Origin of the sequence: Mesorhizobium sp. M1A.F.Ca.IN.020.06.1.1 (assembly GCF_004023265.1) — a bacterium.
Classification (GTDB): Bacteria; Pseudomonadota; Alphaproteobacteria; order Rhizobiales; family Rhizobiaceae; genus Mesorhizobium.
Genome location: NZ_RZSR01000839.1, coordinates 1 through 2,674, shown reverse-complemented (window position 1 = coordinate 2,674; position 2,674 = coordinate 1). Strand labels below are relative to the sequence as shown.

The following is a 2,674-nucleotide window of genomic DNA, read 5'->3' as shown; positions in this document are numbered from 1 at the left end:
CGCGAAAAGAGGCAGGGCCGACGTTCGGCGTGCGGATCAGGCGAAGCCAGGCAAGCCGTTGCCGCTCGCTAAGGCGCGGGCCGGTGACCGGAGCACTCACCCCTTCGCCCCGATCTTGCCCTCGGTGCCGGCGAGCAGCCGCGAGATGTTGGCGCGGTGCTTGACGAAGACGATCAGGCTCATCAGCGCGAACAGGCCGGCGATCTGAGGCGTGCTGATGAAGTAAAGCGCGATCGGCACGACCACCGTCGCCGCGAGCGCCGCGAGCGAGGAGTAGCGGAACAGGAAGGCCATGGCGAGCCAGACAACGGCGAAGACAACCATGCCCTGCCAGGCAAGCCCGAGCAGCACGCCGAGGTAGGTGGCGACGCCCTTGCCGCCCTTGAATCCTAGCCAGACCGGAAAGAGATGGCCGAGGAAAGCGCCGAAGCCGGCGAGCAGTCCGAAGTCCGGCGAGAAATGTCCGGCGATCAGCACTGCCGCGGTGCCCTTCAGCGCATCGAGCAGCAGCGTCGCAGCGGCGAGCCCCTTGTTGCCGGTGCGCAGCACATTGGTCGCGCCGATGTTGCCTGAACCGATCTGGCGGACATCGCCGAGACCGGCCGCGCGGGTAATCAAAAGCCCGAACGGGATCGAGCCGAGCAGGTATCCGAAGATCAGTGCGAGCCCGTAACCCATTGTCCCCCACCTATTTCAGCCGATCCAGCTGCTTCCGGCTTTGGTCGATTGATGTTCAGGCCGAAAACACTGTGCGGCCCGCTACCATGGTTTGCAAGACTTTGCCCTGAAGGCGCGCGCCTTCGAAACAGGTGTTCTTCGACCGCGAGTGCAGGCCGCTCTCGCTGACGATCCAGGGCTCGTCAAGATCGACCAGCGCAAGATCGGCCGCGGCACCCGGCTTCAGCGTGCCGCCGGGCAGGCCGAACAGTCTTGCCGGCGCGGTGGACAGGGTCTCAACCAGCCTGAGCAGCGGCACATCGCCATTGTGGTAGAGCCGAAGTGCTGCGCCAAGCAGCGTCTCCAGCCCGATCGCCCCGGCGGCGGCATCCGCGAAAGGCAGTCGCTTGGTATCGACATCCTGCGGGTCGTGCGAGGAGACGATGAGATCGATCGTGCCGTCCTTGATCGCCTCGACCATCGCCATCCGGTCGTCCTCGGCGCGCAAGGGCGGGGTGAGCCGGAAGAAGGTGCGGTATTCGCCGACATCGTTCTCATTGAGCGACAGATTGTGGATGGCGACGCCCGCCGTGACATTGGCGCCGTCGGCCTTTGCCCGGCTCACCGCGCCAACCGCCATCGCAGTCGAGATCTTGGCGGCGTGATAGGCGCCGCCGGTCAGCCGCGCCAGCGCCAGGTCCCGCTCCAGCGGGATGAGCTCGGCCTCGCGCGGGATGCCGGAAAGGCCGAGCCAGCTCGCATAAAGGCCCTCGTTCATCACGCCGGCCGAGGCAAGGTCGGCATCCTGGGTTTCATGCGCGATCACGCTACCGAAATCGCGGGCATAAGTCAGCGCGCGGCGCATGACCAAGGCGTTGGCGATCGTGTGTCGACCATCGGTGAAGGCCACGGCGCCGGCTTCGCGCAGCAGGCCGAACTCGGTCATCTCGCGGCCGTCGAGACCCTTTGTGATTGCCGCCGCTGGGAAGATGTTGACGCTTGCGGTGTCCCTTGCCGTGCGCAGCACGAATTCGACCAGCGCCACATTGTCGATCACCGGATTGGTGTCAGGCATCATGACGATGGAGGTGACGCCGCCGCCTGCCGCAGCGACGCTTGCCGAGGCGATGGTCTCGCGGTGCTCACCGCCGGGTTCGCCGATGAAGACGCGGGCATCGATGAGACCCGGAATGATCGTCTTGCCGGCGCAGTCGATGACGACAGCGCCTTCGGGCGCGCCCTGGTTCAGCGCCGCCTTGCCGGCGGCGGCGATCCGGCGGCCGTCGACGATTACCGCACCGATCTCGTCGACACCGCGCGAGGGGTCGACGATGCGGGCCTTGTTGAAGACCGTCACGCTCATGCGCCGCGTCCCTCCTGGTTGCGACGCGGGTCTAACAGCGCTTGCATAACCGCCATGCGCACGGCTACGCCCATCTCGACCTGTTCCTGGATGACGCTCTGCGGCCCGTCGGCGATCTCCGAGGCGATCTCGACGCCGCGGTTCATCGGCCCGGGATGCATGACCAGCGCATCCTCCTTGGCCGCTTTCAGCTTCTCGGCGTCGAGGCCGAAATAGCGGAAATATTCGCGGATCGACGGCACGAAGGCGCCTTCCATGCGCTCGCGCTGCAGGCGCAGCATCATCACGACGTCGGCGTCCTTCAGTCCTTCCGCCATCGAGCGCGACACAATCACGCCCATCCTGTCGATGCCCGCGGGCAGCAGCGTCGAGGGTGCGACCACCCGCACCTGCGCGCCGAGCGCGTTCAAGAGCATGATGTTGGAGCGGGCGACGCGCGAATGCAGAATGTCGCCGCAGATCGCCACGATCAGCTTCGACAGCGGTCCCTTGGCGCGGCGTATGGTCAGCGCGTCGAGCAGCGCCTGCGTCGGGTGCTCATGCGCGCCGTCGCCGGCGTTGACCACCGAGCAGCCGACCTTTTGCGCCAGAAGCGCTGCCGCGCCCGCCGACTGATGGCGGATGATCAGGATATCCGGACGCATGGCGTTGAGC

The 2,674-nt window shown here is 66.3% G+C and carries 4 protein-coding genes; all 4 read right to left on the bottom strand.

Features of this window, described 5'->3' with window-relative positions; genetic code table 11:
* Positions 1–100 (bottom strand): hypothetical protein (locus EOA60_RS39935; protein WP_348632722.1); only part of this gene is annotated, 100 nt, incomplete at its 3' end.
* Positions 97–678 carry a glycerol-3-phosphate 1-O-acyltransferase PlsY gene (plsY, locus tag EOA60_RS27790; RefSeq protein WP_067319814.1) on the bottom strand — a complete coding sequence of 194 codons (582 nt, stop codon included), beginning with the start codon at positions 676–678 and terminating at the stop codon, positions 97–99. The genes plsY and EOA60_RS39935, both read right to left, overlap by 4 nt.
* Positions 679–733: 55 nt before the next feature.
* Positions 734–2,020, bottom strand: a complete 1,287-nt coding sequence (locus EOA60_RS27785; RefSeq protein WP_095825356.1) for a dihydroorotase — start codon at positions 2,018–2,020, stop codon at positions 734–736.
* Positions 2,017–2,674 (bottom strand): aspartate carbamoyltransferase catalytic subunit (locus tag EOA60_RS27780; protein ID WP_128312231.1); only part of this gene is annotated, 658 nt, incomplete at its 5' end. The genes EOA60_RS27785 and EOA60_RS27780, both read right to left, overlap by 4 nt.